Source organism: Pseudomonas antarctica (assembly GCF_001647715.1).
GTDB lineage: Bacteria > Pseudomonadota > Gammaproteobacteria > Pseudomonadales > Pseudomonadaceae > Aquipseudomonas > Aquipseudomonas antarctica_A.
This window is the reverse complement of the sequence record NZ_CP015600.1, coordinates 807,820-834,366: the sequence shown is the minus strand read 5'-3', so window position 1 is coordinate 834,366 and position 26,547 is coordinate 807,820. Positions and strand designations below refer to the sequence as shown.

17 protein-coding genes, 2 tRNA genes and 3 rRNA genes are annotated in these 26,547 nt (G+C 58.4%); 9 read left to right on the top strand and 13 right to left on the bottom strand.

Features of this window, described 5'->3' with window-relative positions; all coding sequences use genetic code 11:
• Positions 1-84 precede the first annotated feature (84 nt).
• Positions 85-990 carry a cation diffusion facilitator family transporter gene (locus A7J50_RS03405; RefSeq protein WP_064450550.1) on the bottom strand — a complete coding sequence of 302 codons (906 nt, stop codon included), beginning with the start codon at positions 988-990 and terminating at the stop codon, positions 85-87.
• A gap of 216 nt (positions 991-1,206) precedes the next feature.
• Between A7J50_RS03405 and A7J50_RS03400 the strand changes: the two genes are divergently transcribed.
• Positions 1,207-2,577: a gluconate:H+ symporter gene (locus A7J50_RS03400; protein ID WP_064450549.1), complete on the top strand. Its 1,371-nt coding sequence runs from the start codon at positions 1,207-1,209 to the stop codon at positions 2,575-2,577.
• 3 nt (positions 2,578-2,580) lie between these two features.
• Here A7J50_RS03400 and A7J50_RS03395 read toward each other — a convergent pair whose 3' ends face one another.
• The gene (locus A7J50_RS03395; protein WP_064450548.1) at positions 2,581-3,870 is read right to left on the bottom strand and encodes an MFS transporter; all 1,290 of its coding nucleotides are present in this window, start codon (positions 3,868-3,870) and stop codon (positions 2,581-2,583) included.
• A 186-nt stretch (positions 3,871-4,056) separates the two neighbouring features.
• Here A7J50_RS03395 and A7J50_RS03390 point away from each other — a divergent pair, with 186 nt between their 5' ends.
• From A7J50_RS03390 to A7J50_RS03375, 4 genes are all read left to right on the top strand, one after another.
• Entirely contained in the window at positions 4,057-5,475 is a 1,419-nt protein-coding gene (locus A7J50_RS03390; protein ID WP_064450547.1) for a short-chain fatty acid transporter, read from the top strand.
• Positions 5,476-5,737: 262 nt separating this feature from the next.
• Positions 5,738-7,438, top strand: coding sequence for an acid phosphatase (acpA, locus tag A7J50_RS03385; RefSeq protein WP_064450546.1), 1,701 nt, complete (start codon positions 5,738-5,740; stop codon positions 7,436-7,438).
• Positions 7,439-7,560: 122 nt separating this feature from the next.
• Entirely contained in the window at positions 7,561-8,730 is a 1,170-nt protein-coding gene (locus tag A7J50_RS03380; RefSeq protein ID WP_064450545.1) for a hypothetical protein, read from the top strand.
• Positions 8,731-8,876: 146 nt separating this feature from the next.
• Positions 8,877-9,401, top strand: a complete 525-nt coding sequence (locus A7J50_RS03375) for a hypothetical protein (protein ID WP_064450544.1) — start codon at positions 8,877-8,879, stop codon at positions 9,399-9,401.
• Here the strand turns inward: A7J50_RS03375 and can are convergent.
• On the bottom strand, positions 9,398-10,042 hold the full coding sequence (can, locus tag A7J50_RS03370; RefSeq protein ID WP_064450543.1) for a carbonate dehydratase: 645 nt from the start codon (positions 10,040-10,042) through the stop codon (positions 9,398-9,400). The genes A7J50_RS03375 and can overlap by 4 nt on opposite strands.
• Positions 10,043-10,196: 154 nt before the next feature.
• Here can and A7J50_RS03365 point away from each other — a divergent pair, with 154 nt between their 5' ends.
• A complete protein-coding gene (locus tag A7J50_RS03365) occupies positions 10,197-10,601 on the top strand; it encodes a hypothetical protein (protein ID WP_064450542.1) in 405 nt (134 codons plus the stop codon).
• A gap of 131 nt (positions 10,602-10,732) precedes the next feature.
• Here the strand turns inward: A7J50_RS03365 and rimI are convergent, their stop codons facing one another.
• Both rimI and A7J50_RS03355 read right to left on the bottom strand, forming a co-directional pair.
• The gene (gene rimI / locus A7J50_RS03360; RefSeq protein WP_032886035.1) at positions 10,733-11,185 is read right to left on the bottom strand and encodes a ribosomal protein S18-alanine N-acetyltransferase; all 453 of its coding nucleotides are present in this window, start codon (positions 11,183-11,185) and stop codon (positions 10,733-10,735) included.
• Complete coding sequence (locus A7J50_RS03355) at positions 11,178-11,921, bottom strand: hypothetical protein (protein ID WP_064450541.1); 744 nt, start codon at positions 11,919-11,921, stop codon at positions 11,178-11,180. Before A7J50_RS03355 ends, rimI begins: the two co-directional genes overlap by 8 nt.
• A gap of 187 nt (positions 11,922-12,108) precedes the next feature.
• Here A7J50_RS03355 and mksB point away from each other — a divergent pair, with 187 nt between their 5' ends.
• The 3 genes from mksB to mksF are packed head-to-tail and all read left to right on the top strand — an operon-like array spanning position 12,109 to position 16,920.
• Positions 12,109-13,386 (top strand): Mks condensin complex protein MksB, encoded by a 1,278-nt coding sequence (gene mksB, locus A7J50_RS03350; protein ID WP_064450540.1) that lies wholly within the window; start codon positions 12,109-12,111, stop codon positions 13,384-13,386.
• Positions 13,376-14,083, top strand: a complete 708-nt coding sequence (gene mksE / locus A7J50_RS03345) for an Mks condensin complex protein MksE (RefSeq protein ID WP_064450539.1) — start codon at positions 13,376-13,378, stop codon at positions 14,081-14,083. The genes mksB and mksE overlap by 11 nt, the downstream gene beginning before the upstream one ends.
• On the top strand, positions 14,080-16,920 hold the full coding sequence (gene mksF, locus A7J50_RS03340; protein WP_064450538.1) for an Mks condensin complex protein MksF: 2,841 nt from the start codon (positions 14,080-14,082) through the stop codon (positions 16,918-16,920). The genes mksE and mksF overlap by 4 nt, the downstream gene beginning before the upstream one ends.
• A gap of 172 nt (positions 16,921-17,092) precedes the next feature.
• On the opposite strand, the gene A7J50_RS03335 is transcribed toward mksF, so the two are convergent.
• From A7J50_RS03335 to A7J50_RS03300, 8 genes are all read right to left on the bottom strand, one after another.
• Entirely contained in the window at positions 17,093-19,396 is a 2,304-nt protein-coding gene (locus A7J50_RS03335) for a PqiB family protein (protein WP_064450537.1), read from the bottom strand.
• Positions 19,389-20,012, bottom strand: coding sequence for a paraquat-inducible protein A (locus A7J50_RS03330; protein ID WP_064450536.1), 624 nt, complete (start codon positions 20,010-20,012; stop codon positions 19,389-19,391). Before A7J50_RS03330 ends, A7J50_RS03335 begins: the two co-directional genes overlap by 8 nt.
• A complete protein-coding gene (locus A7J50_RS03325) occupies positions 19,999-20,658 on the bottom strand; it encodes a paraquat-inducible protein A (protein ID WP_064450535.1) in 660 nt (219 codons plus the stop codon). The genes A7J50_RS03330 and A7J50_RS03325 overlap by 14 nt, the downstream gene beginning before the upstream one ends.
• A gap of 244 nt (positions 20,659-20,902) precedes the next feature.
• A 5S ribosomal RNA gene (rrf, locus tag A7J50_RS03320) occupies positions 20,903-21,018 on the bottom strand.
• A gap of 168 nt (positions 21,019-21,186) precedes the next feature.
• Positions 21,187-24,078, bottom strand: a 23S ribosomal RNA gene (locus A7J50_RS03315).
• Between the two features lie 250 nt (positions 24,079-24,328).
• Positions 24,329-24,404: transfer RNA gene (locus tag A7J50_RS03310), tRNA-Ala, on the bottom strand.
• A gap of 30 nt (positions 24,405-24,434) precedes the next feature.
• Positions 24,435-24,511 (bottom strand) — tRNA-Ile (locus A7J50_RS03305).
• 82 nt (positions 24,512-24,593) lie between these two features.
• Positions 24,594-26,130, bottom strand: a 16S ribosomal RNA gene (locus A7J50_RS03300).
• The 16S, 23S and 5S rRNA genes sit together here with 2 tRNA genes alongside, the layout of an rRNA operon.
• Positions 26,131-26,547 lie beyond the last annotated feature (417 nt).

Sequence of the window (26,547 nt, the reverse complement as noted above, 5' to 3'; positions counted from 1 at the left end):
CGCTGAGGTTTCCCAGCGGGGGCAATGTAGCTTTCGGTACTTATCAGGGCGGTGGGCAGAACATTACAAATCCGTTAGCGAGGATCAGGCGTGCACGTCGTCATGTTCGTCGTGATGAAACCCTTCGCCTTCAACCTGCAACGTGACGTGGGAAATATCGAATTGTTCGTGCAGCAATTCCGTCACAAGCGCGAGGATCTGCTGCTCCGTGCCGAGCGACGAGTCCGCCACCAAGTGAGTGCTCAGCACATTTTTGCCGCTGGTCAGGGCCCAGATATGCAGATCGTGCACGTCCTTGACCCCGGGCACCTTGCGAATGGCCTGCTCGACCTGATCGATATCAACCCCGTCCGGCACACCTTGCAGCAGCACGTTCATGCTTTCCTTGAGCAGCGTCCAGGTACGCGGCAACACCCAGAAACCAATCGCCGCCGCCACCACGGAGTCGATCCAACCCCAGCCGGTGAACATGATCACCACCGCCGCGATGATCACGCCGATAGAGCCGAGCATGTCGCTCCAGACTTCCAGGTAAGCGCCCTTCACATTGAGGCTTTCGCCGCTGGCGGCACTGAGCAGGCGCATGGAAATCAGGTTGACGATCAGCCCCAGCACCGCAATGACCAGCATACCGGTGGACTGGATTTCAGCCGGTGCCTGGAGCCGTTGATAGGCCTCATACAGGATGTAAAACGCCACGGCGAACAGCAGCAGCGCATTGAAGGCGGCCGCCAGAATCTCGAAACGCGCATAACCAAAGGTGCGCTTGCGGTCGGCTGCGCGTTTGGCAACCTGGATGGCCACCAGGGAAATCGCCAGGGCCAGGGCGTCGGTCATCATGTGCGCGGCGTCGGACAACAGCGCCAGGCTGCCGGTGATAAACGCGCCGATCACCTCGGCAATCATGAAGCTGCTGGTCAGCCCGAGGGCGATCCATAGAAGACGCTCGTGGCCGGCGCGTGCTTGGCCGTGGTTATGTCCTGCGCTCATGAAATATCCTCAAAAGGTGTGGTCCGTTGATCATAGAGCTATTGGCCAAATACTCGGGCACGGGTTGCAAATTTGTCATCCGCGCGACAGCCCGCCGTTACATGACGCGCACCAAAATCGCACATGGACGCTCTGGCACAGTTCTATCAGGTATGCTTTTCGAGCAGGAAACAAAAAGAAACATATTAGCCAACCTGTTCGATAAGGAGTCCCGCTTTGGAGTTATCGACTGCCGCGTGGATGGTTCACGACACCCGCCTCATGTTCTGCGTTCTGCTGGCGATCGCCAGCATCATTGTGTTGATCAGCGCGACCAAGCTGCCGCCGTTCCTGTCAATTTTGATCGGTACGTTTATCGCGGGTGTCGGTGCCGGGTTGCCCCCGGAGGAAGTCGCCAAAGCCTTCAGCAAAGGCGCCGGGGCGATTCTCGGTGAAGCCGGGATTATCATCGCGCTGGGCTCGATGCTCGGTGCGCTGATGGCGGAATCCGGCGCAGCCGACCGTATCGCCACCACCCTGCTCGGGCTGGGCAAAGGCAAATCACTGCCCTGGGTAATGGCGCTGGTGGCCATGGTGATCGGCTTGCCGCTGTTCTTCGAAGTCGGCCTGGTGATGATGGTGCCGATCATCTTTGTGATGGCCAAACGTTCGAACCAGCCCTTGTTGAAAATCGCCATCCCCGCACTGGCGGGCATGACCACCCTGCACGCCCTGATGCCGCCGCATCCGGGACCGCTGATTGCGGTGAGCGCGTTGCACGCCGACCTCGGCCTCACCATGTTGCTGGGCTTCTGCCTGGCAGTGCCGGCAGTGATTCTGGCTGGCCCGCTCTATGGCAACTGGCTGTCCAAGCGCATGCACGTGGATGAACCGGCCGACATCGGCGCGCTGTTCAGCGCACCGCCCAAGGCGCCGCGCCAGCCGAGTTTCGGCGTGTCGTTGCTGATCATTTTGCTGCCGGTGATTTTGATGCTCGGGAGCACCTTGGCCAAGGTCGCCATGTCACCGGAAAACCCGCTGGCGCTGACCTTGAAATTCCTCGGTGAGCCGCTGATCGCCCTCGGCCTGGCGGTAATCGCCGCGGTGGTTTGCCTGGGCTGGGCCGCCGGCATGCCGCGTGCCGAAGTCGGCAACACCCTGCGCAAAGCCCTCGCGCCCATCGCCGTGTTGTTGCTGACCATCGGCGCCGGCGGCGGCCTCAAGCAAACCCTGCTGGACGCCGGCGTCAGCCAGACCATCAGCAAGGTCGCCGAAGGCGCGCACATGCCGTATCTGCTGCTGGCCTGGCTGATTGCCGTGGCCCTGCGCCAGGCCACCGGCTCGGCGACGGTCGCCACCACCACGACGGCGGGCATCCTCGCGCCAATGATGGCCGGGCTGGCGGCTACGCAGAGTTCATTGGTGGCATTGGCAATTGGCGCCGGCTCGGTGTTCTTCTGCCACGTCAACGACGCCGGGTTCTGGATGGTGCGTGAGTACTTCGGCTTGCAGCTCAAACAGACGATCTGGGTGTGGTCGGTGTTGCAGACGATTGTTTCGGTGGTCGGGCTGGTCGGTACGCTGTTGCTCTGGCACTTTCTGACCTGACCCTCAGGTCGCCAAGGTGTGGCGCTTGCCAAACAGCGCCACACTCGCCACCCCCACCGCCCCCATCACCACGCAATAGCCCACGCAAATCCACGGGCTCGTCGGCATCAACGCAATCAACAACAGCGGTGTGGTACTCGCCCACAGCGCGTAGGCAATGTTGTAGGTGAAGGAAATCCCCGACACCCGCACCGGCGCCGGAAACAGGCCGACCATCACCGACGGCACTGCGCCCACTACCCCGCAACTCAAGCCCGCCACCGCATACGCCGCCCCTAGCCACACGCCGCCGCTGATCAGGCTGGCATACAGAACCGCAATGCCCACCGGCAGCAGCAGGCTATAGACCAGCACCGTGCGCCAGGCGCCGATGCGGTCCACCAGCAGGCCGGCCAGTACACAACCGATATTCAGAAAAACAATGCCCAGCGCGCTCAAGGCGAAGGTGTGGCTGGGGCTCATGCCGAAGGTTTTTTGCATCATGGTCGGGGTGATGACCACCAGCACTACCACGGCCGAGGTGAGCACGCAGGTGAGGATCATTGCCGGCAGCAACACGGCGCGATGGTCGCGCAGCACGGTGCGCAGAGGCAATTCGGCGGCGGCCTGGCGGCGGGCCTGCATTTCGAGGAACACCGGGGTTTCGTTGAGCCAGCGGCGCAACCACACGCCGATCACACCGAAGACGCCGCCGAGCAGGAACGGGAAGCGCCAGGCGTAATCGAGGATTTCGGCGGGGGTGAACAGTTGCGCCAGCAATGTCGCGGTGAGTGCGCCGAGCAGGTAGCCGAAGGTCAGGCCGGCTTGCAGAAAGCCCAAGGCATACCCACGGTGATGACGCGGCGCGTGTTCGGCGACGAAGGTCCAGGCGCTGGGCACTTCCCCGCCCACCGCAGCGCCTTGCAGCACGCGCAGCACCAGCAGGATCAGCGGCGCGAAATAACCGATTTGTGCGTAGGTGGGCATGATCCCGATCAGCAGGCAGGGCAGCGCCATCATCAGGATGCTCAGGCTGAATACGCGCTTGCGCCCCAGGTGGTCGGCGAAGTGCGCCATCAGGATGCCGCCCAGCGGGCGCGCCAGGTAACCGGTGACGAAGATGCCGAAGCTTTGCAGCAGGCGCAGCCACTCGGGCATTTCCGGTGGGAAAAACAACTGGCTGAGGGTTAGCGCAAAGAATACGAAAATAATGAAGTCGTAGATTTCCAGGGCGCCGCCGAGGGCGGCCAGGCCCAGGGTTTTGTAGTCGGAGCGGGAAAAACGCTGCGCCTGTGGGGAAAAGGTGGCAGTCATGTGGAGGCTCGGCAGACAAACAAAATGGCGTGCAGGTTATGAGCTGAGCCCAATGATGGCAATCGCGACAGATATATTTGTTTTACTCATGGATCAATGAAGATAACTACATTCCCAAAACAATGGGCGTAGAGGAACATGCCGTAAAACTGCCAAAACCCATAATAAATACAAGAGGAAAGACTCGTGGCCGATGCTATCGAAGAAAGCCGCTATGCCCGATTTGCCCTGCGTTGCTCCAACTTCGCCGAACGCTGGTTTCCTGACTCCTGGGTATTTGCCGCCCTCGCCGTGATTATCGTCGCCGTGGCGACCCTGGGCATGGGCGCCGCGCCGACCGAGGCCGCCAAAGCCTTCGGTGATGGGTTCTGGAGCCTGATTCCGTTCACCATGCAAATGGCCTTTGTGGTGATCGGCGGTTATGTCGTGGCCAGTTCGCCACCTGCGGTAAAACTGATCGATCGCTTGGCGCGCATCCCGAAAAACGGCCGCTCGGCCGTGGCGTGGGTGGCGTTGATCTCGATGGTCATCTCCCTGCTCAATTGGGGCTTGTCCCTGGTGTTTGGCGGTTTGCTGGTGCGCGCACTCGCCCGCCGTACGGATTTACGCATGGACTACCGCGCGGCCGGTGCCGCCGCTTACCTGGGCCTGGGCGCGGTGTGGGCATTGGGACTGTCGTCGTCGGCTGCGCAACTACAGGCCAACCCGGCCAGCTTGCCGCCGTCGATTCTGTCGATTACGGGGGTGATTCCGTTCACTGACACGATCTTTCTGTGGCAATCCGGGGTGATGTTGCTGGCGTTGATCGTGGTCTCGCTGATCATCGCTTACGCCACCGCACCAGGGCCGAACAGCGCCCGTGATGCCAAGGCCTGCGGCGTCGACCCGGCCTTCAACCTGCCCAAGATTCAAGCGCCAACCCGCCCGGGTGAATGGCTGGAGCACAGCCCACTGCTAACCATTCTGCTGGCATTGCTGGCGGCCGGTTGGTTGTTCCATGAGTTCTCGACCAAGCCGGCGATCAGCGCCATCTCGGGGCTGAACACCTATAACTTCCTGTTCATCATGGTCGGCGCGCTGCTGCACTGGCGCCCGCGCAGTTTCCTCGATGCGGTGGCCCGCGCCGTGCCGACCACCACCGGCGTGCTGATCCAGTTTCCGCTGTATGGCTCCATCGCGGCGCTGATGACCGTGGTCAAGGGCGGCGACGGCCAGACCTTGGCGCACCATATCTCGACCTTCTTTACCTCCATCGCCTCTCACGACACCTATGCGTTGTTGATGGGCGTGTACTCCGCGGTGCTGGGTTTCTTTATTCCATCGGGCGGCGGCAAGTGGATCATCGAAGCGCCTTACGTGATGCAAGTGGCCAATGACCTGCAATACCACTTGGGCTGGGCGGTGCAGATCTACAACGCTGCCGAGGCGCTGCCGAACTTGATCAACCCGTTCTATATGCTGCCGTTGCTCGGCGTGTTGGGGCTGAAGGCGCGAGACCTGATTGGTTTCTCGTTTGTGCAACTGCTGGTGCACACGCCGTTGGTGTTGTTCCTGCTATGGGCGCTGGGCACGACGCTCAAATACCTGCCTCCCGTGATGCCGTAAACGCTTCTGTCACATTGCCTGCTTAAGCTTCGCCCTCAGGCCCGGCAACGCCTCCTGCACCTTGATCGGCCTTCAACCGATCAAGGTGCACACGATGCGTTGCAGCGCGGCCCCGTTACGAAACCCGATAGTCATCATCAGAACCCTTATGCCCTAAGGCCTCGCCTTATAGACTGAAGCGTTTAAGCTTTGCCATATTTGATGCCCTTTCAACGAAACATCCAGCAATAAATAAACCAAAAACAGCAGTGAGAAGCCTCGGATGACCGAAGAAACCGAAGACCAGAAAGCAACCAAAAACGCCGCCGACACGCTCCCCGATTCAAGCCGTCGGCGCTTTTTAGGAGGGGTTGCCGTACTGGGCGCCGGGGCGACCTTGAGCGCCTGCGGTGGGCCCGCTGAACCGCCTGGCCCGGTGGTCACCCGCGAACTGTCGCCTGCCGAGCTGGACAAGGCCTTGCACGACAACGTGAAGAATGTGGTGGTGATCTACGGCGAAAACCGCAGTTTCAACAACCTGTTTGCCGACTTCCCCGGCGTGGAAAGCCCACTGTCCGCTCTCAAACCCGCCGACTACCAGCAACGCGACCGCGACGGCAGCCTGCTGGAGACGCTGCCGGAAGTCTGGGGCGGCGTGACTCAGCTTGGGCCGCAAACGATTGACGGGGTGCTTTACCCCAGCGCCACCCAATATCAGGAACACTTGCCCAACGCGCCCTATGCACTGAAGGGGCCGAACGGCGAAGACCTGCCCCTGGGCCTGGTCACCCGCGATCTGTGGCATGTGTTTTATCAGAACCAGATGCAGATCAATGGGGGCAAGAACGACCTGTTTGTCGCCTGGGCCGACTCCGGTGCACTGACGCTTGGCCATTACCCGCAAACGCGTTATTCGCTGCGCCTGTGGGACGTCGCCAGGGAGTTCGTGCTGTGCGACAACTTCTTCCAGGGTGCCTTTGGCGGTTCGTACCTCAACCACCAATACTTGATCAGTGCTCAAGTGCCGTTTTACCCGGACGCCGCCAACTCGGTGGCTAAATCGCAGATCGCCACGCTGCAGAGCGACGACCCAACCGACACGCGCCTCAAGCCGTTGGACAAGTCACCGGCCAGCGCCATGACCGGCCCGCCGCAGTTCGGGCCCAGCGCGCTGACGCCGGACGGCTATTCGGTAAACACCATGGCGCCACCGTACTGGCCCACCTGGATCCGCGACCCGGAGCGCCCGGACTACGCCAAGCCCGACCTGCCCAGCGTGCTGGTGCCGCAGTCTCACGAACACATCGGCGACAAGCTGTCGAAGAAGAACGTCGATTGGGCCTGGTACGGCGGTGCCTGGCAGGCAACGATCGACGAGCACAAGGATTCGCTGGCGATTCCGAAGATCCCCAGCTTTCAGTATCACCACCAGCCGTTCAACTACTTCAAGCAGCAAGGTCCGGAAAACCCGGCGGAGCGCAAGAAACGCCTGCGCGACGGCGGCCTGGGCGATGAGCCAAGCACCAATCACTTCCTGGCTGATGCCCAGGCGGGAACACTGCCGGCGGTGAGCTTCTACAAACCCCAGGGCAACCTCAACATGCACGCCGGTTACGCCGACGTGGCCTCGGGCGACCGCCATATCACCCGCGCCCTGAAAGTGTTGCAGGAGAGCCCGCAGTGGAAAAACATGGTCGTGATCATCACCGTCGATGAGAACGGCGGCTGGTGGGACCACGTCGCACCGCCTAAAGGCGACCGCTGGGGCCCGGGCACGCGTATCCCGGCGTTGGTTATTTCGCCGTTTGCGCGCAAAGGTACGGTGGACCATACGGTTTACGACACCGCCTCGATCCTGCGCTTGATCACCCGGGTGTTCCAGTTGGAGAAACTGGACGGCCTCAAGCTGCGCGACGACGCAATGATTGCGCGCGGCCAGAAGCCCATGGGCGATCTGAGCAACGCCTTGCAGTTCAAGGTGTAGGTTTTCTTATCCAATAGCGACATGCCCAGCGATTTAGCACGCGGTTTTCCTGGTCAACCGCTACTGTGTGGAAGTGGGCTTTCACCCCGCGCAGACGGGCTTTCGCTGACAAGGAAACAACTATGTTCAAACCGACCAGGCTGTCCTTCACCCTGGCCGCACTGCTGGCCAGTGCGGTCGTACAGGCCGACATCGAAGTACCATTGGGCAGCACGCAACGGGTCACCCAGTTGTTTGCGTTCCCCAATAACTGCAACGTGATCTGCTTTCGGCCATGGACGCTGGAGCAGACCGCCGAGCATTATCTGAACCAGAGCCTGCAGCGCGACGGTTACAGCCGCGCCAAGGTCAGTGTGAAAACCCATGACGGCCAGGTCTCAGCCACCTTCAGCGGCGTGCCCGACCACTACGGCCAGCCGCTGACCACGCTGCTCGATACCGCCGACCTGGCCTACCAAGGCGCCAGCAAACTCAACAGCGACGGCAAGTGGGCTTACAACTGGTACCTGTTCCTGCCGCTGGGCATGGCCCTGGAAAATCGCAAGAGCATCGAACTGCTGCACTTCCCGCCGGACTATTCGCTGACCCAGGCCCAGGATTACCTGGAATCGGCAACCACCGACCGCTGGGCCACGTTGCTCACCGACAATGGCATCCCTGCCACCGAAACGCCGGCCTACCAGACCATCATCGATATCGCACCGATCGCCGCGCCCTCCAATGCGGGCAAGGACCTCGAAAACGTTTACAGCTACTTCGCCGATTACCAGACACGCATGGTCAAGGAGTTGAGCCTGCGCGCCAACGGCTCGTTGCCGATGGTGGCGTTCGGCGCGCCAGTGCGGAATTGGATCAAGCAACAATACGGCCAGACCGTGGGCGTGCTGGGCCTGGCGCAGATCAGCCCGACAGCGGGCAAGACCGTGTCGGTATTGGGCGCCAACCACCCGAGTTACATCTGGTATGCGGCAGACCCTGCAACCTACGACGGTAATGAACAGAAAGCCGATGAGGCCGGCTTGAAGGTGATGGGGCAGGACCTGAGCGCCGCCTGCTGGCAAGCCGGCATGGGGCAGAAACCCGCCAGCGATGCGAATGTACTGCTCAAGGCTTGCATGAATACCTGGCAGGTCACGCGCAAGGAACAGACCTGTGAGTTGTTCTATACCTCGGTGCGCAATCTGACCCCGGAACAAGCCAACGCCAAATGCGCCACCCCCGTCATCAAGGCTCAGTTGAAACAACTGAAGGACGCCGCTCCAACCCCGGCGGTCATGGCCCCGGCGCTGTAAGCTGAACAGGTTATAACCGATTTCTACTGTCAGAGTTGACAGTAGAAATCGGATCCAATATCAGCGAGTCTTGAGTGGCACCCATCCGCTGCAAGACTGATAGTCAGCCCCACTCGCAGGTCGATGCAGCCCAACCCAGGAGAGTCATGAAAACTCAAGCCATGGATAAGGCTAACACCGCTGTGAGTGACGGCCTTTACCCCTTCAAGACGGTGCTCGTTGAACAGGGTTACCCCTCGACCAAACACTTCCAGATCGCACAGGACGCAAATGGGCCAGGCGCCGTCATCAAGGCGTGCGTTACCTTTGACAGCCGCCTGCGCATTGCCCGAGTCTCCGGCTACGCCCTGAGCGAGCGACGCTTGCATACCCTGCAACTGTCATCACGCATCCACTTGTATGACCCGTGGTTCAGCGGCCTGCTGTCGCACTCCTGCAACCCGAACGTGTTTTTCGATGCCACTTACCTGGAAGTCTGGACGGTGCAAGCCATCGCTGCAGGCGACCTGCTGACGATGGATTACGCCAATACCGAGGACGCGGTGTTCCGGCAGTTCGCCTGCCAATGCGGCGAGCTGAACTGCCGGGGGTGGATCACCGGCAGTGCGGAGCCCTTGAACGCCGACGGTCAGGCCTTCATGGCCCAATGGCGGCTGCGCAAACGGCCTTAGACCTCGCCCAATGGCCGCAAGCGATATTGCGGTGGCAGTTGCTCGAAACCACTGATGGTGGTGTTCAAGCTCTTCCAGCGACCATCCTTGATGCCATAGATACAGCCATGGATCGACAGGCTCTGCCCACGGTGCCAGGCGTTTTGCACAATGCTGGTGTGACCCACGTTGGCCACCTGCTGAATCACGTTCAGCTCGCAAAGGCGGTCGACGCGTTCTTCTTCGGTCGGCAACTGGGCCAACAGTTCGCGGTTTTCGTAGTAGAGGTCACGAATGGTGCGCAGCCAGCCATCGATCAGGCCGAACTGGCGGTCCTGCATGGACGCGCGCACGCCGCCGCAGCCGTAGTGGCCAGTCACGAGGATATGTTTGACCTTGAGCACGTCGACCGCGTACTGGATCACCGACAGGCAATTAAGGTCGGTGTGCAATACCACGTTGGCCACGTTGCGGTGCACAAACAGATCACCGGGCAGCATGCCGACGATTTCGTTGGCCGGTACACGGGCGTCGGAGCAGCCGATCCACAGGTATTCCGGGGTTTGCTGGCGGGCGAGCTTGGCGAAGAATTCGGGATCTTCCTGTTTGATCGCATCCGCCCAGCGTTCGTTGTTATCAAGCAGGTCTTGTAGTTCGTTCATCAGGGAAAGCCTCAGGAATGATGCGCAGCTTTGACAGACGACCGCTCGTCCGGGTCACGCCCGGTTTAAAGAATAGACCGGCGTTAATTAGCTTGAATCTTTGGGGAGCCATGCCTGTCCACACACTATAAGCCCCACAGCATGAGGATTGGCCATGACAGATTCACGACGTCCCTACGGCGCTACGCAGCCGGAACCCATCGATGACAATGAAGACCGCATGGGCTCGATACATGAGCTGGATTTTGACGAAGAAGCGCCGACGGCAGAAATCGGCGATGAAATCCCACCGGGTGAACGTGAACACCTGATGCCCGACGAGCGGGTACGTGAAGCCGGGATGACCGGGGCTTCAACGGATGACCACGAACCCACCGATGATGACATGAGCCCGGAAACGCTGATTCATGAGGACGGCGCACGGGATGCACGGGAAGAAGGTGAAGACAGCCCGGCAGATTACGATTTGAGCATCGTCGATGAAGATGAGATCGGCGGCGGGAATGGGCTGGATGAAGCCGAGTTGGCGGATATCGACCCGGTAGACGGTAACCGCTGACATACCACCGCCCCTGTTGGAGCCGGGCTTGCCCGCGATGCTGGTGCCTCGGTGTCTCAGTGAGACCGAGGGGATGCTATCGCAGGCAAGCCAGCTCCCACAGGAGTGTGCCTCCACAGGGGTTTTGTGTCTTAGTCGACTAAGGTGCAAGCCATTACGACTGCATCTTCGCGCCCACCCACGGCGGGGTAGTAATCGCGTCGACGGCCGATCTCGTTGAAACCGTAGCGCTCATACAGGCGGAACGCGCCGGTATTGCTGTCGCGCACTTCCAGGAAGCATTCCCGGGCTTTGGCGGCATACGCGCGGGACATCAAGTGTTCCAGCAGCGCCAGGCCCAAACCACGGCCCTGGTTTTCCGGCTTGACGGTGATATTCAGCAAATGCGCTTCATCAAGGATGATTTGCACCACACCGTGGCCCACCTGCTGCTCGCCCTCGAACATCAGCCAGATCTGGTACTTGCCCAGCCCATCGAGAAAAATCCCGCGGGTCCAGGGATGGCTGAACGCCGCGTATTCAATCTTCAGTACAGCGTCGAGGTCCGCCTCGGTCATCGGGCGAAAGGATAAAGCTTCACTCATCGGTACTTTTCCAGCGCGCCATCAGCCGGCGCATGGCTTGCCAGACATCAGCCTTACGCTGTGGCTCTTCCATTAATAATTCCAGGCCCGGCAGGGCCCAAACCGAGCCCAGACCTTCGACCTGCAGTTCGCGGTACCAGGCTTCGGCATTCGCTTCGCCGGCAAAACGCACAGCGGGCAGGCCGATCAACCACAGGCACACGCAGGGTTCGTCTTCCAGGCGCGCCGACACAAAACCTTGTACAAAATCCCGCGCGGCTTCCGGGCCCTGGTCCATGGTGCCACGCACCAGCAGCGGCCAGCGCACCGGGTCGCCGACGATCTGCGGGCTGTCGGGCAGGCCGGCGGCGCGCAGCATGTCCTTGAGCAGCATGTAGGCCGGGTCGCGGGTCTGGAAGCGTTCGCCAGTGGGCAACTCCACTAACAGCAGGCAACGCCCGGCCCGCAGCAATTGCAGGGCAAAGCGTGGCGGCGGCACCACCGGGGCCTTGACCACCGGCGCGGCCTCTTCGGCCACCACGGGTTTGGCTGCTGGTGAAGGGCGCGGTACTTCGATCTTCGCCCGCTCGACCACAGGACGCGCCTCGGGAACGGGCTTGACCACCGCCACCGGCGCCGCCGCCTCCTCCCCTGAAACCTCGAACGCCTCATAAGGCTCAGGCGCCTGCAGCAGCTCGAGCCGCGACGGGGCGGCAAACGGCAGTTCGGTGCGGGGCAGCCAGTTGACCACCTGCATGGCGGTCAAGTAAGCGCGACGTCGGGACTCGATAAGCACAGCTCGGCCACTTGTGGATAAGTAAAGAGCGGGGATTCTACCGCTGTTCGGTAACAATCGCCCACTGCGCACTGACCGGCTGTGGATAAATCCCGCGCCTGATGCAGTACAATCGCGACTTTTAATCGCCAACCAGCCGGCCATTCCCATGATCGAACCCAAGCGCGTCCTGCGCGCCCTCGCCGAACACTGGGCCTTACTTGAGCCACTGTGCGAACACTTCGACCAAGGCACCTTGAGCCTTGGCGAGCTGCGCGCACAACTGGCCGCCCAACAACTGGACAGCACGCCCCAGGACATCACCAGCCTGCTGGACGTGTGGATTCGCCTGGATATCCTGGTGCCTGTCGCCAAGAGCCCGAACCGTTTCGAGCTCAATGCACAGATCCACGACTTCCTGGCGTATCTTCGCAAGGAGCACCGGCTTGGCCTGTGCCTGGAAATCGAAGCCTACCTGCGCCACCTCGAGCGCCTGGCCGGCTACATCCAGGACGCCTTCGACATCCGTGACGGCCACGACCTGGCCCGTCAACTGCGCCTGCTGGATATGCGCGTCCGCGATGTGCTGAAAAAACTCGCCAACGACGAACAGGCCCTCGCTGCCGTGGCCGACCGCGCCAAGACCAGCGACCGCCAGATCCCGTTGCGCCAGCGTTATGCCGAGGTATTGGCAACCTGGGACGAATACGTCGAACCGATGATCCAACTGGTGAACGCCGACGGCGCCTTCGAACAAGGCGTGCGCAAGGTCGAAAACGTGCTGTTGCGCATGCTGACCGAGCAACAGCGCCTCGGCCACCTGGTCGACGACGACATGCTGTTGCGCACCCACGCGCGCATCCTCGAAATGCAGACCAGTGCCCAGTTGACCTTGCGTCATGCCCGCGAACTGCTGTTGCCGTTGCGTGAAGAAGCGCGTCGGCACAATGCCGTGACCCGTGGCGCGGCGTTGGCGCTATCGGCCATCCGCCGTAAAGGCCTGGACGCGGTGCCACAGGCAGCAATGCCGATGTTCACCCGGCCACAAAGCACCTTCCTCGGCAGCGCCAGCCAGGTCGAAGCGTATGTGTATGCCCTGGCGAATTTCGAGCCGAAACCGGCGCGGTTCCCCAAGGCGCACAAATCCCACAAGGGCGAAGCCCAGCGTGCACCGCGCACGGTCAAGGAAATGCTCGAGCGCTGCGAAGACGCGTTGCCGATGCCGGACCTGATGACCTGGCTGCTGGAGCAGGAGCCGGACGGAGCCACCGACGAATTGCTGTACTGGTTCTCGCGACTCTCACGCGAGAAACGTTTCAAGCGCGAACGCCTGGAACGCCGCGACTACCACACACACGAGCACCAGGTCAGCCTGCGCTCATTCGCCCTGCTCCCGGCTGGCACTGACGCCGTCGAGAATTCTGCGAGCACCCCTTATGCATCTTGATCTATCCGAACTGTCCCAGCTGGCGCCGATCTTTCGCGAGCTGTTCAAGGGTTATCACGTCAGCCGCCGTGACCCCGAGCTGTATGCGCAACTGTCGAACTTCCAGGACCAGTACCGCACGCTGTTCAAGGCCCTGGGCTTCGAGCTGGTATGCGATACGCGCGGTTTCTACTACTTCGTGCCGGACTCCGCCATTGCCAGCGCGCAGGTGAACAAGACCGCCCAGCGCCTGGCGTTGTTCACCTTCATCATCGTCGAGCATTTGGCCGACCAGGGCCGCGACCCGATCGCTGTGCTCGACGGTGGCAGCCTGGGCCGCGATGAATTGCCGTCGTTGCTGGAGAAGTACCGCGACCTGTTTATCCAGGCCGAAGTGCAGACCCAGGAAGAGCTCGAAGAAAAAATCATGCGCCGCATGACCCAGCTGGGTTTTGCCAGCGAGGACAACGGCATCTATCGCTTCCTGCCGCCGATGCACCGATTCCTCGATGTGTGCCTCTCGGTGCAGCAGGACCGCGACCTTGCCGCCAGCGTGCACAGCGTGTTGCCATTGCCGGCGCCGGTGATCATCGATGATGACAGCGATGAAAAACTGCTCAAGACCGATGACCCCCTCGACCTGAGTGACTTCTCGGAAGAAAGCGAAGAAGACGCCCTGGCCCGTGCCATTGCCGAAGAACAGGAGACCGACGCATGAGTAAGGAACGCTACGGCATCCGCCGCTTCGCCCTATTGAACACCGCCGGTTACAGCCTGGGTTTGTTCCCACTGGAAGAGCCGCTGTCGGTGTACGGCGCGAACAACCTGGGTAAATCCGCTTCGATCAACGCCCTGCAGTTCCCGATTCTGGCACGCATGTCGGACATGAGTTTTGGCAAGTACACCCTGGAGCAATCGCGGCGGTTCTACTTTGCGACCGACACCAGCTACATCCTGGTGGAAGTCTCGCTGCCCCACGGCCCGCACGTGATCGGCGTGGTCGGGCGCGGCCCGGGCGGTGGTTTCGGTCACCAGTTCTTTGCCTATGCGGGCAAGCTGGACCTGGCCCACTACCAGAAAAACGACACCTGCCTGCGCCAGAAAGAGCTGTTCACCAACCTTGAACGCGAAGGCCTGAAAGCCTACGAACTCAAGCCGGATGAACTGCGCCGCTTGCTGGTAGGCGGCCACACGTCGGTGCCGCTGGACCTGACCCTGATTCCGCTGCGCTCCACCAGCGAACAGAGCCTGAAGACCTTCCGCGCGCTGTTTATCAACCTGCTGCACATGCGCGAAATCACCGCGGCCAAGCTCAAGCAACTGTTCCTGGATGCTTTCGAACACAGCCTGCGTTCCGGCAGTGTCGATTACATCGCGGCGTGCGAAGAAGCCTTCCGCGACGTGCGACGCATGGAGCAGGATTACAACTCGCTGGTGGCTGCCGGGCCGTTGGTGGAAGCGCTCGCCAATGGCGTAAAACAGCGCGACATTTTGCGCGGCAAATTGCATCGCCTGTCGCCGCTGCTGGACTCGCTGCTCGGCACTTGGTCGGACTACGCCAGTGCGCGCAAGGAAGAACTGACGATCCAGGCCGAGCACTACCGCAACGAGCAGGACGCGCTGCAAAACGATCAACGTGGGGGCACCCAGGAGCTGATGCGCCTGGAGCGGGAAATCAGCGGCATCCAGCGTTGGCTGGGCGAGCTGTCGGTACTCAAGCATCGCTTTGCCCTGGTGGATGACGTCAAGGTGCTGGAGCAGCAACTGCTGGCGGCCAAAGATGCCCACGATGAACTGGCGGGCGCCCTGGCGCAGTCGCGGCAGTTCAGCGCCGAGGATTTGGACGAGCGTTTGCGCGACCTGGAAAAACGCCTGAAGTCGGTCAAGCAGCAGCTCGACCACGCGGACAACAACAGCTACGCCAAACTGCGCGAAGAATTCTCACAGCAGGACGTCGAGCGCCTGATGCGTCTGTTCAACAGTTCGTTGTTCAGCCTGCCATTGGGCGAACACGGCATCACGCTGGATGAGGACGGCCAGTGGGTCAAATCCCTGGAGCAGATTCTCGACGGCTTCAAAGGCGAGCGTTTTGAAGTACCGGGGCTGTCCATCGACATCTCCCACATCGAACCACCTGCATTACAGGCGCTGGCGGATCGCGCGGCGTTGCGCGACCAGAAAGAGCGCCTGGAAAAAGAACTCAAGCAGCTCAAGACCCAACAGGCCGTAGCCTCTGACCGGGCGGCGAGCAAGACGCAGACCGAAGCGCTGTACCAGCAAGTGCTGGATGCGCAGAAGGCTTTGGAAGATTTCCGCCGCGCGCAAACCCTGAGTGCCGAGGAAGGCGAGAAACTGGAAAACCTGGCGCAGATGGAAGCGGCGCAGGATGAACTCAAGCGCTCCAGCGATGCGTTTACCGAGCGCGTCCAACAGCTGTCGGCCAAGCTGCAATTGGTCGGGCGTCAGATCGGCGATATGGAAGCCAAACAGCGCACGCTGGATGACGCGCTGCGCCGCCGTCAGTTACTGCCGGCGGACTTGCCGTTCGGCACTCCGTTCATGGACCCGGTCGACGACTCCATGGACAACTTGCTGCCGTTGCTCAACGACTATCAGGACAGCTGGCAAGGTTTGCTGCGCGCCGATGGCCAGATCGAAGCGCTTTACGCTCAGGTGCGCCTCAAGGGTGTGGCCAAGTTTGACAGCGAGGATGACGTAGAGCGTCGCCTGCAATTGCTGATCAACGCCTATGCGCACCGCACCGATGAAGCCCTGACGCTGGGCAAGGCACGCCGCGCAGCGGTCACCGATATCGCGCGGACCCTGCGCAATATCCGCAGCGACTACGACAGCCTGGAACACCAACTGGCCTTGTTCAACCGCGAGATCAACAAGCGCCAGGTTTCCAACCTGCAGAGCTTCCGTATCGTGCTGGCGCCGAACAAGGAAGCCCTCAAGCATATCGACCAGATCATCCACAGTGCCGGTCAATATGAAGAAGGCGAAACCTTGTCGGTGTTCGACCTCAGCCAGAGCGCCGAGCAGGACAACAAGAACGAAGAGGCCAAGGAATACCTCGCACGCCTGGTGGCTGCCAACCATAACCAGTTGGGCCTCAAGGACCTGTTCGAGCTCGCGTTCGAAATCACCAAGGTGAACGGTCAGCCCGTGATTCACACCGACATTGATGGCGCGGCGTCGAACGGCACCACCATGACCATCAAGGCACTGACCAACATGTATTTGTTGCTGCACTTGATGGACCGTGACCAGGCCGGTCGCGTGCGCTTGCCGTACTACCTCGATGAAGCGGCAGACATCGACGAGAAGAACCAGGCGGCGCTGCTGGAAACCAGTTTGCAGCTGGGCTTTGTGCCGATCCTGGCCAGTGTGAAGCCGCAGGTGTCCGCCCAGGTGGCGATCGACCTGGAAGGCGGCAGCGGGCCGAATGGCATCTACATCGACGAGGCGGACTGGAAGTACATCCGTCGTCACGATGCGGTGAAGGCAACGGTGAATGTGCAGGCGGATGAGCCGGAGTTGGATGCGGTTTAATCCACTGCGCTGAAATGCAAAAAGGCCGCGATCTTATGGATCGTGGCCTTTTTTTGCGGTGTTTTTGAGGGCCTCATCGCGAGCAAGCCCGCTCCCACTTTTGACCACGTTTATCCTGTAGGGACGCGGTCGAAAGTGGGAGCGGGCTTGCTCGCGAAGGCCACGCCTCGGTTTATTTGCCGAGCGGGATTTTAGGCGCCCAATTCAGCCATTCATCTTCGAACTTGTCGAACAACGGGAATGTTTGCTGCGGACGGGCGGCGTTGCCCATACGCTCGCCATCTGGCGTTGCGAAGGCGATGCCACCGGCAACGAGGGTTTCCAGGGATTCGGTGCGGACCGTCGCACCTTTGAACAGGCCGAAGTCGAGTCCAAAACCGCTGGTGTTCCAGAAGCGACTGCCACCACGCACCAGCGGCGCGTACTTGGATTCGATCAGGATGTGGATCAGCACACGGTCGGCAGTCTGGCCCAGCTCGTAGCCAGTGACTTTGCCGACGGTGACTTCACGGTAAGTGACCGGAACGCCCTCTTTCAGCGAGCCACGACGTGCAGCGCTGAGTACCAGGCTGAGGCCTTCCTCCTGGTGAACCGCCTCCGGTGGCTTGTCCAATGCGACGAAGCTTTTTTGCGGCCCTAGGTTTTTCGCGGCGGGCAGCACTTCGATGTATTGGCCGGTCACCAGGGTTTCCAGGTTTGAGGTTTTCATCAAACCCAGCTCAGGCTTGACCACCCAGAACTGGCTGCCTGCGCGCGCGATCCGATCAGCCACTTGGGTAATACGGGCGCTGAGCAGGACTGACTGCATGTCGGCGCTGAGGTCGACGTTCTCGATCTTGCCCACATCCAGGCCTTTGAAGCGCACTGGCGTGCCCGCGCGCAAACCGTCGGCGCGATCGACCTTGATGGTCACGAGGGTGCCATGTTGATTGGCCGCTTCACGATCAGTGAACAGACGGAAACGCGGGATGCGTTTTTTCAGCGGCACATTCGGTTCCGGCGTTTCGAAGGCGATACCACCGGCCATCAGGCTGGCGAGGGATTCACTCTTAACCTGGATGCCGCCGGTGAGGCCGCCGGTCAGCGTGACGCCGCTGGCATTCCAGAAACGCGTCGAGCCGTTGACCAGGTTCTCGTATTCCTTCTCGATGTGAACACCGATGACCAGTTGTTTGTTCTTGCGCGAGAACTGGTAGCTCTGCACCGAACCCACTTTGACCTGCTTATAGAGGATCGGGCTGCCGACATCCAGGGAGCCGAGGTTGTCCGTGAACAACACCATGTGCAGGCCTGGGGAACGCAGGTCCAACGGCGGCGCTTTGGCTCGGGCGACGAACTCACGTTGTGGTGCGCTGCCTTTGTCGCCGGGGCGGATGGCGATGTAGTTACCTTTGACCAGGGCTTCCAGGCCCGTGATGCCCGCCAGGGAGATGGACGGTTTGACCACCCAGAATTGGGTGTCCTGTACCAGGTAGTCTTCGGCGAGCGGATCGAGGGTCAGCTCGGCGTTGGCACTGGACAGGTCCGGGTCAATCTTCAGGGTTTTCAGGCTACCGACCTGGATGCCTTTGTACATGACCGGAGTACGCCCGGCTTGCAGGCCCTCGAAATCGGTGAGCTTGACCTTGACCTTGATGCCGGCTGCGGCGGCGTCGAAGTCCTCGTAGAGGCGAAACGGCAGGCTCGGGTCGGTCGGCGGGCTGTCCTTGCGATTCTCGGGTGTGGCGAACGCTATACCACCGGCGACGATGCTGGAGAGGGATTCGCTGCGCACTTTTACGCCGGAGAGGTTGGCGTCGATGCTGATGCCGCTGGCGTTCCAGAAACGTGTGTGTTTGCGCACCAGATTGGCGTAGGTCGGCTCGATGTAGACCTTGATCTCGACAGTGCTCTGGTCTTCGGACAGCAGGTAGCTTTTGACCTGACCGACCTGGATCTGTTTGTAGAACACCGGACTGCCACGGTTGAGCGAGCCAAGGCGATCGGCCTTGATGGTCAGGTGGAGGCCGGGCTTGGCATCGGACAAAGGCGGTTCTTCGGAGAGCGCTTTGAATTTGCGAGTGGGCTCGCCATCGCCAGGGCTGGCGGCAATGTAGTTACCCGAGACCAGGGTTTCCAGACCCGTAATGCCAGCGAGGCTGACGCTGGGTTTGACCAGCCAGAAACGTGTGTTGGTTTTAAGGTATTGCTCGACATCCTTGTTCATCTCAATGGTCGCGATCACACCGCGATTGCTGCCCTCGTCGTCCAGGGCCAGCGTCTTGACCTTGCCCACGGTCATGCCTTTGTAGACCACTTCGGTCTTGTTGACCTGGATGCCTTCGCCGCTTTCAAAGCGGACCTGGATCTCAATGCCTTGCTGGGAATAGGCGCGCCACCCTAGCCAGCCGCCAATAATCAGGGCGACCAATGGCAACACCCAAATGGCCGACCAATTGGAAGCTGGGCGGGTTTTAGCTTTTGGCAAATCACTCATGGTCGTCGTCCGACTCCGTGTTATCCCAAATCAGTCGGGGATCAAAAGTTACTGCGGCAAGCATCGTCAAGATCACCACACTGGCGAACGCTGCAGCGCCAAGATTGGCCTCGACACTGGCAAGTCGCCCAAAGTTAACAACCGCCACCAGGATGGCGATCACGAAGATATCCAGCATGGACCAGCGGCCAATGAATTCGATAAAGCGGTACATAACGATGCGTTGCTGCGCGGACAGCGGTTGGTGGCGCTGCACCGAGAACAGCAACAGGCCAATGCCTACCAGTTTGAATGTCGGCACCAGGATGCTGGCAATAAACACCACGGCAGCGATGGGAAACATACCGTGCTGTACCAGCTGAATCACCCCCGACATGATCGTACTGGGGTCGCCTTGGCCAAGAGAGTTGACGGTCATGATTGGCAACAGATTGGCGGGGATATACAAGATCGCCGCAGTGATCAGTAAGGCCCAGGTGCGCATGAGGCTGTTGGGGCGACGGGCATGGATCAGCGCACCGCAGCGCGTGCAGAGTTGCTCATCGGTATCGGCCTCTTGCTTGTTCAACTCGTGGCATTCGGTACAAATCAGAATGCCTGCATCAATCGCCCGCATGATCATCCTCTCCTGCCAATGCCTGCCAGATCTGGTGGGGCGACATCACCACCTCAAGCAGAACCTGAACGATTAATAGACTGACGAAGCAGGTCAGACCCAGGCCAATTGTGATAGAGGCCATGTCGGCGAGTTTAACGATCGCGACAAGCACACCCATCAAGTAGACCTCCAACATCCCCCAATCCTTCAAGTGATGGTAAATGCGATAGAGCAACAGCCCATAACTGCGCCCGATCTTCCAGCGAATGCTTAGCAGCACCGCTAATTGGCAGAGCAACTTGAGCAGGGGAATTCCCATGCTGCACAGGAATACGACAACCGCCACACCTTGCATGCCGGTATCGAACAGGCCGACAACGCCACTCCAGACGGTGTCCTCTGACGACTGCCCAAGTAGATTGAGCTGCATGATCGGTAAAAAGTTCGCAGGGATGTACAGCAACAGCGCGGCAATCACCAAGGCGAGGCTTCGCTCGACGACATTGTGGCGATGAGCATAGAGCTCGTAGCCGCAGCGCGGGCATTGAGCCTTTTCGCCCAGGGCGAGCGTTGGCTTGCGCATCAGCAAGTCGCACTCATGGCATGCCACCAGATCATCCAGTGGTAAATCCGACACCTCGGGGGTATCAACCGGATCGGGCATAGATAGGGCTCTAATTCTAAAAAAGGTTAGGTGCCTATTCTAATGGTCTGGTTCAGAAATAACTGTGCAAATTTGTCGGGAAGGATTGAGCGACTTATCGAAAAACATATGGGGCGATGCTGTATATGAGACAGCGTGCGTTCATGTTGAAGTGCATTGTGGATGCCGATAGCCCCTTAGCACTTTTCGACCGCCCAAAACAAAACCCCTGTCTGCGTTAGCAAACAGGGGTTCTGGAATTTAATCTTGACGATGACCTACTCTCACATGGGGAAACCCCACACTACCATCGGCGATGCATCGTTTCACTGCTGAGTTCGGGATGGGATCAGGTGGTTCCAATGCTCTATGGTCGTCAAGAAATTCGGGTACTGAGTCGTGACCAGATGGCCTCGCTTCAGCAAATTGGGTATGTGACAGCTTTCGGTGTTTTGTGAGATTCGAACTTTCGGTTCTATCGTCTTCACACACCGCAATCTGGTCTCTTTCGCTTTTCAGCTCGGAGCATGCAAATTGCTTGGGTGTTATATGGTCAAGCCTCACGGGCAATTAGTATTGGTTAGCTCAACGCCTCACAGCGCTTACACACCCAACCTATCAACGTCGTAGTCTTCGACGGCCCTTCAGGGGACTCAAGGTCCCAGTGAGATCTCATCTTGAGGCTAGTTTCCCGCTTAGATGCTTTCAGCGGTTATCTATTCCGAACATAGCTACCCGGCAATGCCACTGGCGTGACAACCGGAACACCAGAGGTTCGTCCACTCCGGTCCTCTCGTACTAGGAGCAGCCCCTCTCAAATCTCAAACGTCCACGGCAGATAGGGACCGAACTGTCTCACGACGTTCTAAACCCAGCTCGCGTACCACTTTAAATGGCGAACAGCCATACCCTTGGGACCGGCTTCAGCCCCAGGATGTGATGAGCCGACATCGAGGTGCCAAACACCGCCGTCGATATGAACTCTTGGGCGGTATCAGCCTGTTATCCCCGGAGTACCTTTTATCCGTTGAGCGATGGCCCTTCCATACAGAACCACCGGATCACTAAGACCTACTTTCGTACCTGCTCGACGTGTCTGTCTCGCAGTCAAGCGCGCTTTTGCCTTTATACTCTACGACCGATTTCCGACCGGTCTGAGCGCACCTTCGTACTCCTCCGTTACTCTTTAGGAGGAGACCGCCCCAGTCAAACTACCCACCATACACTGTCCTCGATCCGGATAACGGACCTGAGTTAGAACCTCAAAGTTGCCAGGGTGGTATTTCAAGGTTGGCTCCACGCGAACTGGCGTCCACGCTTCAAAGCCTCCCACCTATCCTACACAAGCAAATTCAAAGTCCAGTGCAAAGCTATAGTAAAGGTTCACGGGGTCTTTCCGTCTAGCCGCGGATACACTGCATCTTCACAGCGATTTCAATTTCACTGAGTCTCGGGTGGAGACAGCGCCGCCATCGTTACGCCATTCGTGCAGGTCGGAACTTACCCGACAAGGAATTTCGCTACCTTAGGACCGTTATAGTTACGGCCGCCGTTTACCGGGGCTTCGATCAAGAGCTTCGCGTTAGCTAACCCCATCAATTAACCTTCCGGCACCGGGCAGGCGTCACACCCTATACGTCCACTTTCGTGTTTGCAGAGTGCTGTGTTTTTAATAAACAGTCGCAGCGGCCTGGTATCTTCGACCGGCATGAGCTTACGGAGCAAGTCCTTCACCCTCACCGGCGCACCTTCTCCCGAAGTTACGGTGCCATTTTGCCTAGTTCCTTCACCCGAGTTCTCTCAAGCGCCTTGGTATTCTCTACCCAACCACCTGTGTCGGTTTGGGGTACGGTTCCTGGTTACCTGAAGCTTAGAAGCTTTTCTTGGAAGCATGGCATCAACCACTTCGTCATCTAAAAGATGACTCGTCATCAGCTCTCGGCCTTAGAATCCCGGATTTACCTAAGATTCCAGCCTACCACCTTAAACTTGGACAACCAACGCCAAGCTGGCCTAGCCTTCTCCGTCCCTCCATCGCAATAACCAGAAGTACAGGAATATTAACCTGTTTTCCATCGACTACGCTTTTCAGCCTCGCCTTAGGGACCGACTAACCCTGCGTCGATTAACGTTGCGCAGGAAACCTTGGTCTTTCGGCGTGGGTGTTTTTCACACCCATTGTCGTTACTCATGTCAGCATTCGCACTTCTGATACCTCCAGCAAGCTTCTCAACTCACCTTCACAGGCTTACAGAACGCTCCTCTACCGCATCACTTACGTGATACCCGTAGCTTCGGTGTATGGTTTGAGCCCCGTTACATCTTCCGCGCAGGCCGACTCGACTAGTGAGCTATTACGCTTTCTTTAAAGGGTGGCTGCTTCTAAGCCAACCTCCTAGCTGTCTAAGCCTTCCCACATCGTTTCCCACTTAACCATAACTTTGGGACCTTAGCTGACGGTCTGGGTTGTTTCCCTTTTCACGACGGACGTTAGCACCCGCCGTGTGTCTCCCATGCTCGGCACTTGTAGGTATTCGGAGTTTGCATCGGTTTGGTAAGTCGGGATGACCCCCTAGCCGAAACAGTGCTCTACCCCCTACAGTGATACATGAGGCGCTACCTAAATAGCTTTCGAGGAGAACCAGCTATCTCCGAGCTTGATTAGCCTTTCACTCCGATCCACAGGTCATCCGCTAACTTTTCAACGGTAGTCGGTTCGGTCCTCCAGTTAGTGTTACCCAACCTTCAACCTGCCCATGGATAGATCGCCCGGTTTCGGGTCTATTCCCAGCGACTAGACGCCCTATTAAGACTCGCTTTCGCTACGCCTCCCCTATTCGGTTAAGCTCGCCACTGAAAATAAGTCGCTGACCCATTATACAAAAGGTACGCAGTCACCCAACAAAGTGGGCTCCCACTGCTTGTACGCATACGGTTTCAGGATCTATTTCACTCCCCTCTCCGGGGTTCTTTTCGCCTTTCCCTCACGGTACTAGTTCACTATCGGTCAGTCAGTAGTATTTAGCCTTGGAGGATGGTCCCCCCATATTCAGACAAAGTTTCTCGTGCTCCGTCCTACTCGATTTCATGACTAAGAGATTTTCGCGTACAGGGCTATCACCCACTATGGCCGCACTTTCCAGAGCGTTCCGCTAATCTCAAAGCCACTTAAGGGCTAGTCCCCGTTCGCTCGCCACTACTAAGGGAATCTCGGTTGATTTCTTTTCCTCAGGGTACTTAGATGTTTCAGTTCCCCTGGTTCGCTCCATACACCTATGTATTCAGTGTAAGGTAACCATCTTATGATGGCTGGGTTCCCCCATTCAGACATCTCCGGATCAAAGTCTGTTTGCCGACTCCCCGAAGCTTTTCGCAGGCTACCACGTCTTTCATCGCCTCTGACTGCCAAGGCATCCACCGTATGCGCTTCTTCACTTGACCATATAACCCCAAGCAATCTGGTTATACTGTGAAGACAACATTCGCCGAAAATTCGATAATACTCAATTACGAGTAACTCACAAATTTTACCTTAGCCTGATCCGTTACCAGTGAAAGTAACGTTCAGTCTATCTTTCTATCACATACCCAAATTTTTAAAGAACGATCTAATCAAAGACTAGAAATCAACATTCACCACCTTAACGATGGAATGCTCATTTCTAAGCTTTCAAAACTTCAGAAGCAGTAGTGGTGGAGCCAAACGGGATCGAACCGTTGACCTCCTGCGTGCAAGGCAGGCGCTCTCCCAGCTGAGCTATGGCCCCGTATTTCTACAGGCGTTTCCCACACAAAATTGGTGGGTCTGGGCAGATTCGAACTGCCGACCTCACCCTTATCAGGGGTGCGCTCTAACCAACTGAGCTACAGACCCAATTTCGGGCTGCTTCTTATCGTCTTCTTCAATGAATCAAGCAATTCGTGTGGGAACTTATGGAGCAGCTGATGTCGTCGATTAAGGAGGTGATCCAGCCGCAGGTTCCCCTACGGCTACCTTGTTACGACTTCACCCCAGTCATGAATCACACCGTGGTAACCGTCCTCCCGAAGGTTAGACTAGCTACTTCTGGTGCAACCCACTCCCATGGTGTGACGGGCGGTGTGTACAAGGCCCGGGAACGTATTCACCGCGACATTCTGATTCGCGATTACTAGCGATTCCGACTTCACGCAGTCGAGTTGCAGACTGCGATCCGGACTACGATCGGTTTTGTGGGATTAGCTCCACCTCGCGGCTTGGCAACCCTCTGTACCGACCATTGTAGCACGTGTGTAGCCCAGGCCGTAAGGGCCATGATGACTTGACGTCATCCCCACCTTCCTCCGGTTTGTCACCGGCAGTCTCCTTAGAGTGCCCACCATTACGTGCTGGTAACTAAGGACAAGGGTTGCGCTCGTTACGGGACTTAACCCAACATCTCACGACACGAGCTGACGACAGCCATGCAGCACCTGTCTCAATGTTCCCGAAGGCACCAATCTATCTCTAGAAAGTTCATTGGATGTCAAGGCCTGGTAAGGTTCTTCGCGTTGCTTCGAATTAAACCACATGCTCCACCGCTTGTGCGGGCCCCCGTCAATTCATTTGAGTTTTAACCTTGCGGCCGTACTCCCCAGGCGGTCAACTTAATGCGTTAGCTGCGCCACTAAGAGCTCAAGGCTCCCAACGGCTAGTTGACATCGTTTACGGCGTGGACTACCAGGGTATCTAATCCTGTTTGCTCCCCACGCTTTCGCACCTCAGTGTCAGTATTAGTCCAGGTGGTCGCCTTCGCCACTGGTGTTCCTTCCTATATCTACGCATTTCACCGCTACACAGGAAATTCCACCACCCTCTACCATACTCTAGTCAGTCAGTTTTGAATGCAGTTCCCAGGTTGAGCCCGGGGATTTCACATCCAACTTAACAAACCACCTACGCGCGCTTTACGCCCAGTAATTCCGATTAACGCTTGCACCCTCTGTATTACCGCGGCTGCTGGCACAGAGTTAGCCGGTGCTTATTCTGTCGGTAACGTCAAAACACCAACGTATTAGGTTAATGCCCTTCCTCCCAACTTAAAGTGCTTTACAATCCGAAGACCTTCTTCACACACGCGGCATGGCTGGATCAGGCTTTCGCCCATTGTCCAATATTCCCCACTGCTGCCTCCCGTAGGAGTCTGGACCGTGTCTCAGTTCCAGTGTGACTGATCATCCTCTCAGACCAGTTACGGATCGTCGCCTTGGTGAGCCATTACCTCACCAACTAGCTAATCCGACCTAGGCTCATCTGATAGCGCAAGGCCCGAAGGTCCCCTGCTTTCTCCCGTAGGACGTATGCGGTATTAGCGTCCGTTTCCGAACGTTATCCCCCACTACCAGGCAGATTCCTAGGCATTACTCACCCGTCCGCCGCTCTCAAGAGAAGCAAGCTTCTCTCTACCGCTCGACTTGCATGTGTTAGGCCTGCCGCCAGCGTTCAATCTGAGCCATGATCAAACTCTTCAGTTCAAACATCTTTGGGTTTTTAAGAAACCCTAAACTTGGCTCAGCAATCGTTGGTTACATCTTTGATTTCTCGCGGAGTAACTTGTGATGCTGATAATCTTGTTGACTATCAGTCTGACTCCACAAGCACCCACACGAATTGCTTGATTCAGTTGTTAAAGAGCGATTGGTTAAGATCTTTCGTCTCAACCGAGGCGCGCATTCTACAGCAGCCTCATTTGCTGTCAAGTGATTATTTTCAGAAGTTTTCGAAGAATTCTTCAACAACTTCAACCACTTGCGCTTCCGATCTCTCGTTAGCGGGAGGCGAATTCTACAGCGTTACACGCTGCTGTCAACACCTCTTTTTCTCCGCTTTCGACCGAGAGGTTCGAAACGTTAATAGAGCCAAACAACACTGCCCTACCAACTCCTTCTGGG

Excerpts from the sequence above, each read along its gene's own strand:
- A7J50_RS03405 (WP_064450550.1), bottom strand. The coding sequence starts at position 990 with ATGAGCGCAGGACATAACCACGGCCAAGCACGCGCCGGCCACGAGCGT.
- A7J50_RS03395 (WP_064450548.1), bottom strand. The coding sequence starts at position 3,870 with ATGACTGCCACCTTTTCCCCACAGGCGCAGCGTTTTTCCCGCTCCGAC.
- acpA (WP_064450546.1), top strand. The coding sequence starts at position 5,738 with ATGACCGAAGAAACCGAAGACCAGAAAGCAACCAAAAACGCCGCCGAC.
- A7J50_RS03380 (WP_064450545.1), top strand. The coding sequence starts at position 7,561 with ATGTTCAAACCGACCAGGCTGTCCTTCACCCTGGCCGCACTGCTGGCC.
- A7J50_RS03375 (WP_064450544.1), top strand. The coding sequence starts at position 8,877 with ATGAAAACTCAAGCCATGGATAAGGCTAACACCGCTGTGAGTGACGGC.
- can (WP_064450543.1), bottom strand. The coding sequence starts at position 10,042 with ATGAACGAACTACAAGACCTGCTTGATAACAACGAACGCTGGGCGGAT.
- A7J50_RS03365 (WP_064450542.1), top strand. The coding sequence starts at position 10,197 with ATGACAGATTCACGACGTCCCTACGGCGCTACGCAGCCGGAACCCATC.
- rimI (WP_032886035.1), bottom strand. The coding sequence starts at position 11,185 with ATGAGTGAAGCTTTATCCTTTCGCCCGATGACCGAGGCGGACCTCGAC.
- A7J50_RS03355 (WP_064450541.1), bottom strand. The coding sequence starts at position 11,921 with ATGCAGGTGGTCAACTGGCTGCCCCGCACCGAACTGCCGTTTGCCGCC.
- mksB (WP_064450540.1), top strand. The coding sequence starts at position 12,109 with ATGATCGAACCCAAGCGCGTCCTGCGCGCCCTCGCCGAACACTGGGCC.
- mksE (WP_064450539.1), top strand. The coding sequence starts at position 13,376 with ATGCATCTTGATCTATCCGAACTGTCCCAGCTGGCGCCGATCTTTCGC.
- mksF (WP_064450538.1), top strand. The coding sequence starts at position 14,080 with ATGAGTAAGGAACGCTACGGCATCCGCCGCTTCGCCCTATTGAACACC.
- A7J50_RS03335 (WP_064450537.1), bottom strand. The coding sequence starts at position 19,396 with ATGAGTGATTTGCCAAAAGCTAAAACCCGCCCAGCTTCCAATTGGTCG.
- A7J50_RS03330 (WP_064450536.1), bottom strand. The coding sequence starts at position 20,012 with ATGCGGGCGATTGATGCAGGCATTCTGATTTGTACCGAATGCCACGAG.
- A7J50_RS03325 (WP_064450535.1), bottom strand. The coding sequence starts at position 20,658 with ATGCCCGATCCGGTTGATACCCCCGAGGTGTCGGATTTACCACTGGAT.